Raw genomic sequence first — 6,381 nt, 5'->3', positions numbered from 1 at the left:
TCGGGGTCTGGAGGACCTCGGCGAGGCTCGCCAGCGACGACAGCGAGGGCGCCGGCAGGTCGCGCTCCACCTGGCTGATGAACCCGACCGACAGCCCGGCCGCGTCGGCCACCGCCTGCATCGTCAGGCCCAGTTCCTGGCGCCGGGCCCGGAGTGCGGACCCGAGTTGCTGGCGTACCGGTTCGGAGGGCGCGGGTTTTAGCATGGCTAAAACGCTGCGCCCGGAAGCTCGATTCCGTCAAGGCGATTTTTTAGGCAGGCTAAAGACACCGCCGCCGACGAGGTGCAGGACCGAGGTTCCCGCCGCCCTGCCCCATCCGGCTTGCATTCCGGCTCCGGCGCTCGCTCCGGGACGGCGCGTCACACCGGACCGGAGGCCTGGCCCCTGTCGCGCAGGCGCAGGAAGAAGCCCGTCACCTCCTCGGGGGTCGTCCGCTCGGCCGCGCCGTCCGCGACCTCACGCTGCGTCCAGATCCATGTCGCGGCGGGATCGTGCAGCATCGCCCAGTCCCCGAAGACACGCGCGTCGAGCGGTTCCGCGACGTGAAGCCTCACCTCGACGTGGCGATCGTCCCGCCGGATGCGCGCGAAGGCGGCGCGCACCTTCTCCTCCGGCCCTTCGAGCCACTGGAGGTAGATGTCGCCCCGACAGATCAGTGCCCCGGTTATCCCGTCGCGCGTGTTGGCGCGCCGCGCGTCGAGGAGGATTCCGTTCAGGATGGCGGTGTCGAAGCCGAAGGGGCGGGAGGTGTATACCGCTCGAAACAGGGTCATGATCGCACGCTCCTTCGTGCCGGGAGATAGAGCGTTGCGCGCGGTCTCACAGGGGTGGACCGCCTTTGCCTGCTTCGTTTCTTGCGGGTTCGGTCGGCGCGGAGCGGCCCGGGGGCGGAGCGGCGGCACGCAACGTCTCGACGGGGCGACGAGAGGCTGCCCGGGCTCTCTCGACGGGTCCGCCCGCCGCGCGCCACGGATCGGCATGGCCGGCACCACAGAATCCGGCTTGCGCCGTGCCCGGTCCTTCATGGTAGTCCTTGAGGGTATCGTGACGGTGCGGACGGCCTTTTTGCCGGTTTTCCCCGGGCAACGAAGATGGCGACCTCCGCCTACGCGACACCCACGGATGACCAGATCGCCTGGCGCGACGCCGCGCCGGGATCGGACGTGCTGCCCGCCCATATCGTCGCCTTCCTGCAATGCGGGGTCGGCATCACGCTCGGCGCGCGCCGCGCGGACGGTCGGCCGATCATCGGCGGGGGCGTCGCGTGCCGCGTCCGCGACAGGAGAACGGTGCGCGTTCTCGTCTCGAGGGCGACCAACGCCGGTTTCATCGCCGCCGTGGCCGGGGGAAGCGCCGTCGCGGCCACCTTCTCCCGCGCACGGGACCACCGCTCGATCCAGCTCAAGGCCGCGCGCGCGGCGATCGGGGAGATTGCCTCGGACGACACCAGCGAGGCGGCGCGCCAGTCCGCGCTGCTCGCCGACGATCTCGTGGAACTGGGCTACGCGCGCCGGCAGGCCGAGGCCTACGCCTATTGCGGCGCCACCGATCTCGTCTCGCTCGAGTTCGTGCCGGACCGCGTCTTCACGCAGACGCCCGGCCCCGGCGCCGGGGCGGAGCTGCCGCGATGAACGGCATCGACCTGCGCGCGCTCCGGGGGACGATGCACGGCTTCTGCGCCTCCACCCTCTGCACCTGCGACGCGGAGGGCCTGCCCAACGCCTCGATGATCAGCCAGGTGCACTGGGTCGACGAGGAACACGTCGCCCTGTCCTACCAGTTCTTCAACAAGACGCGGCGGAACCTTCTCGCGACGCGGCAGGCCTGCGTGCAGCTCTTCGATCCGGCCACCCTCGCGATCTACCGGCTCGACCTCGACTACGTGGAGACGCGGAACGCGGGGCCGCTCTTCGAGACGATGAAGGCCAAGCTCGCCGGCATCGCGTCGCATCACGGCCTCGAGAAGGTGTTCCGCCTGCTCGGCGCGGATGTCTTCCGCGTGGTGGCGATGGAGCAGGTCGAGGCCCCCTCGGCGCCGCCCGACTGCCGGGGCGTATCGCTGCTGTCCGCCGTGCGGTCCTGCGTCGACGACCTCGCGCGCTGCCGGGACTTCGACGACCTTGCCGACGCCGTTCTCGACGGCATGGTCAAGCACCTCGGCGTCTCGAACGCGATCCTGCTCATGGCCGAAGGCGACGGGCGGCTCTTCGCGCTGGGCTCGCGGGGCTACGCCGTGTCGGGCATCGGCGCCGAGATCCTGCCCGGCGAGGGCGTCATCGGCGTGGCGGCCCGCGAAGGCGTGCCCATCTGCATCGGCCACATGACCTCGGACTATCGCTACGGAGCCGCGCTGGGCGCTGCCGCGCTGAGCGCCGGGCTTCTCGCCGAGGAGCCGCACGGCGTTCCCTTTCCGGGGCTCGGCACGCCGCACAGCCAGATCGCCGTGCCGGTCATGGCCGAGGGAACCGTCCTCGGGGTCCTCTTCGCGGAATCGGACGAGGTCATGCGCTTCGACCACGCGTGCGAGGACGCGCTGGTGCTGCTCGCGACGCAGCTCGGCGCCATGATGGCGCTGCTGCGCGGGGAGGAGGCGGCGGAGGCGCCGCCCGCGCACCCTCCCGCCGTCGCCGCGGCCGGCGGCGTCACGATCCGCCACTACCCGCGCGACGACAGCGTGTTCATCGACCACGACTATCTCATCAAGGGCGTCGCGGGCGCGATCCTCTGGCGGCTCCTGCGCGAGCACGCGGCGACGGGGCGCACCGACTTCACCACGCGCGAGCTGCGCCTCGACCGGTCGCTCAAGCTCCCCGACCATGCCGAGAACCTCGACGCGCGCCTCGTGCTGCTGCGCCGGAGGCTCGAGGAACGGGGCGCGTGCCTGCGGATCGAGAAGACCGGGCGCGGCCTCTTCCGCCTCGTCAGCCGGTGTCGGATCGTTCTCGAGAACGCGGGCGATGACAGCGGAGCCGAGGTCGCCTGAGCGCAACCGCCGCGTGAGCATTCCCTTAGCATCCATTTAGGCTTCGGTGACGCGAGACTTAGCAAGCCTCCCGCCGGGCGCGCGCCTATAGAGCGCCTCAGGAAGCGGACCCGCCAGGACGGCGGCACCGCTCACCCCGACAGAACAGAACCCGGCGGCGCGGGATGCGCCGCCACGAAACCGACCCGAGAGGGCCCGGCGCCCGATGCCGTGCCCGGAAGAGAGACGACATGAACACCGACATGCTGATCGCCCGCATCGGCGGCGCCGTCATCACCGCCCTCGCGCCGCGCCATGGCGCCGAGGCCGACGCACTCATCTGGAACGGCCGCAAGCCCGCGCGCCGCGCGAAGCTCATCGTCCGCGCCGCCTGCGCCGGAGACGTGGCGGAGGCCGTGCGCTTCGCCGCCGCCAACGGCCTGACGGTCTCGCCGCGGGGCGGCGGCCACCAGTTCACCGGCATCGCGACGCAGGCCGACATGGTCATCGACCTCGGCGCGCTCGACGGGCTGACGCTCGACCTCGCGGCGCGGACCGCGCGCGTGGAGCCCGCCGTGACCAACGCCCGCATGGCCGCCGCCCTCGAGCGGCACGGCCTCGCCTTCCCGCTCGGCCATTGCGGCAGCGTGCCGATGTCGGGCTACCTGCTCGGCGGTGGCGTCGGCTGGAACTCGGCCGAATGGGGCTTCGCCTGCTTCTCGGTGGCGGCGGTGGAGGTCGTCCTCGCGGACGGGCGCCTCGTCACGGCGAGCGCACGGGAAAACGCCGACATCTTCTGGGCGGCGCGCGGCGCGGGGCCGGATTTCCTCGGCGTCGTGACCGCCTACCACCTGGAGCTCCGGGAGGCCGCGAAGGCCACGAGCACCTGCGTCCGGGTCTACCCGGCGGCCCGCGTGGCCGATGTCGCGGCCTGGGCCGAGAGCGTCATGGCCGACGCGCCCCCCTGCGTCGAGTTCACCTGCAAGGTCACGCCAGCGCCGAACGGCCCGGTGATCGCCGCCATCGCCACGGTCTTCGCCCGGACGGATGCCGAGGCCTGCGCCATCCACACCGCGCTCGGCCACGATGCGCCCGAGGCGCTCCAGGTCGTCGGCCCGATGCCGACGCCGATCTCCGCGCTCTACGAGGCGACGGAGCCCTCGATGCCGAGGGGCCGGCGCTACGCGGTCGACACGCTCTGGTCGGAGGCGCGCTTCGGCGAGGTGCTCGGGCGGATCACGCAGGACATGGCGCGCGCGCCCTCGGGCGAGAGCATGGCGCTCGTGGTCCTGCGCCCGAACGCCGTCGAGACGCCCCGGGATGCGGCCTTCTCCTGCCACGGGCGCATCTTCGGCGCGCTCTACGCGATCTGGGAAGGCGAGCGGGACGACGCCCGGAACATCGCCTGGCTCCGCACCGCGATCGACGGCGTCGCGCCCCTCTGCACCGGCGCCTATGTGGGCGAGGCCGATCTCGACCGGCCCGACCGCGCGCTGCCGACGCTGGCGCCGGAGATGCGCGCGCGTCTCGACGCGCTCCGCTCCGTCCTCGATCCGCGCGGCGTCTTCCTGCGCCGCATCCCCTCCCCGGCCCTCGCGGCCGAGTGAACCGACCGCCCGCGCCGACGCCCGGCGCGGGGCCCCCTTCATCCCACAAGAGGAGACCCTGTGATGATCCCCAAGACCACCTTCCGCGCCGCGTTTCTGGCCGGCCTCGCGCTGTCGCCCCTCGCCCTGCACGCGCAAGGCATCGAGTTCGGGCCGTCCCTGCCCCTCGGCGACGGCAGCGTCCGCGCCTACGCCGAGACCGGTGCCGATGGCGCCGCCACCCGCATCGGCATCGAGATGACCGAGGCGGCCGTCGCCTCGCTCGGCCACGACATGGTCTTCGTGACCGTGCCGCTGCCCGAGGCCGCCCTCGACGCCGGCTACGACCACGTCTCGCTCGACTGGATGCCGCACGGGCACGCGCCCGGCGACCTCTTCGGCGTCCCCCATTTCGACGTGCACTTCTACCTCTTCTCCGAGGCCGAGCGGCTCGCCATCGATCCCGCCGATCCGCGCTTCATGGAGAAGGCCGGCAACCGCCCCTCGGCCGAGCTGATGCCGCCGAACTTCGTGCCGCCGCCGGAGCTCGACCCGATCCCCGCCATGGGCGAGCACTGGGTCGACGCGACCGATCCCGTCTTCGCGGGCCAGCCCTTCGAGGCGGTGATGATCTACGGCGCCTGGGACGGCGAGATGATCTTCGTCGAGCCGATGGTGACGCGCGACCTCCTGGCGTCCCGCCGCGGGTTCGGCGGCAGCGTCGGCCAGCCCGCGCGCGTCGCCGAGGCGGTCGCGCTGCCGAATGCCTGGAGCGTGTCCTTCGACGCGGAGAGGGGCGTCCACGTCGTCTCGATCGATGCGCTCGAGGCGCGGGTGCCCGGCGACGGGGCCGGGTCGCCCGAGACGAACTGAACGGAACGGCGCCGGGCGGCACGCCGCCGCCCGGCCATCAAGGGGCGCCGGAACCGGTCCGGCACGGGGTCGAGCCCGGGAGCTGGACGCCCGGGCTCGTCCGCCCCCTGCCTGCCCCGGGCGCAACGCGGGTCGCAGGGCGTGTCGTGCCGGGTGGCGTCGCACCTCCGCAGCGGGTCGAACCGGAAGACCCTATGCGGGCCCTCCGGTCGTCCGTCGGCCTCACCGCCGTCAGTCGAAGCTGTAGATCAGCGACACGCCGAAGACGTGGTCCGTGTCGTCGAAGCCCGGCTGCGGATCGGTGTGATACTCCGTCGCGATGCTCGTCCTGAGTGCGAGCTGCCTGTCCATGGCGACGGTCAGGCCGAGCTCGTTCAGGACCACGGTATCGGACTCCGACCCGATGATGTCGGTGTCGTTGGTCAGGAAGGTCGTGTCGTTGATCATGTAGGAGAAGTTCGACGACAGGCTGACGGCGGCTTCCTCGAAGTCCCGGTCGAGCGCGTCGTCGAGGCTCGCGACCCTGTAGCCGGGGCCGCCCTGGACCGACCACCGGATGTCGGGCTGATCGTAGACCAGGTAGCCGGCGCCGATGCCGACGAAGGTGTCCGTCTCGTAGGCCGAGAACGCGTCCACCGTTCCCTGGAGCTTGGCGAAGCCATAGGCGCGCGCCGTGAAATCGCGCGTGTATTCGAGGTCGTAGAACAGGCTTTCCTCGTCCGTCGTCCCCTCGGTCTCGCTGTAGGCGTAGTTCAGCTGGAGGCTGTAGCCGTTGACCCCGTCGTAGAAGCCGAGGTTGGCGCCGATGCCGAGGTCGGCACTGTCGCTGTTGCCGCTCGACGCGGTGCCGCGGAGCGAGAGCGAGCCGTCGAAGCCGACCTCGCGCCCGAGGTTTCCGAACCTGTCGAAGTCGGTCTCGAAATCCTCCTGGATCTGTTCTCCCAGGGCCTCGTTGCGGG

7 protein-coding genes are annotated in these 6,381 nt (G+C 71.8%); 4 read left to right on the top strand and 3 right to left on the bottom strand.

All coding sequences use genetic code 11. The features are described 5' to 3' along the window. Together ACTS11_RS09765 and ACTS11_RS09760 are read right to left on the bottom strand one after the other, a co-directional pair. The coding region (locus ACTS11_RS09765) for a helix-turn-helix domain-containing protein (RefSeq protein ID WP_442640130.1) at positions 1–205 on the bottom strand (205 nt) is incomplete at its 3' end. 155 nt (positions 206–360) lie between these two features. Next, positions 361–774, bottom strand: coding sequence for a BLUF domain-containing protein (locus tag ACTS11_RS09760; protein ID WP_442640129.1), 414 nt, complete (start codon positions 772–774; stop codon positions 361–363). 318 nt (positions 775–1,092) lie between these two features. Between ACTS11_RS09760 and ACTS11_RS09755 the strand changes: the two genes are divergently transcribed. The 4 genes from ACTS11_RS09755 to ACTS11_RS09740 all read left to right on the top strand — a co-directional run bounded on the left by ACTS11_RS09755 (position 1,093) and on the right by ACTS11_RS09740 (position 5,422). Next, on the top strand, positions 1,093–1,632 hold the full coding sequence (locus ACTS11_RS09755) for a hypothetical protein (RefSeq protein WP_442640128.1): 540 nt from the start codon (positions 1,093–1,095) through the stop codon (positions 1,630–1,632). Then, positions 1,629–2,984, top strand: coding sequence for a GAF domain-containing protein (locus tag ACTS11_RS09750; protein ID WP_442640127.1), 1,356 nt, complete (start codon positions 1,629–1,631; stop codon positions 2,982–2,984). The genes ACTS11_RS09755 and ACTS11_RS09750 overlap by 4 nt, the downstream gene beginning before the upstream one ends. Before the next feature lie 242 nt (positions 2,985–3,226). Beyond that, positions 3,227–4,570, top strand: coding sequence for an FAD-binding oxidoreductase (locus tag ACTS11_RS09745; protein WP_442640126.1), 1,344 nt, complete (start codon positions 3,227–3,229; stop codon positions 4,568–4,570). A gap of 63 nt (positions 4,571–4,633) precedes the next feature. After that, the gene (locus ACTS11_RS09740) at positions 4,634–5,422 is read left to right on the top strand and encodes a DUF5602 domain-containing protein (RefSeq protein ID WP_442640125.1); all 789 of its coding nucleotides are present in this window, start codon (positions 4,634–4,636) and stop codon (positions 5,420–5,422) included. A 231-nt stretch (positions 5,423–5,653) separates the two neighbouring features. Here ACTS11_RS09740 and ACTS11_RS09735 read toward each other — a convergent pair. Then, positions 5,654–6,381 (bottom strand): DUF481 domain-containing protein (locus tag ACTS11_RS09735; protein ID WP_442640124.1); only part of this gene is annotated, 728 nt, incomplete at its 5' end.

Source organism: Roseicyclus sp. (assembly GCF_052168335.1).
GTDB lineage: Bacteria > Pseudomonadota > Alphaproteobacteria > Rhodobacterales > Rhodobacteraceae > Roseibacterium.
Note: the sequence above shows the minus strand (reverse complement) of the source record. Positions and strands in the feature narration are given on the sequence as shown.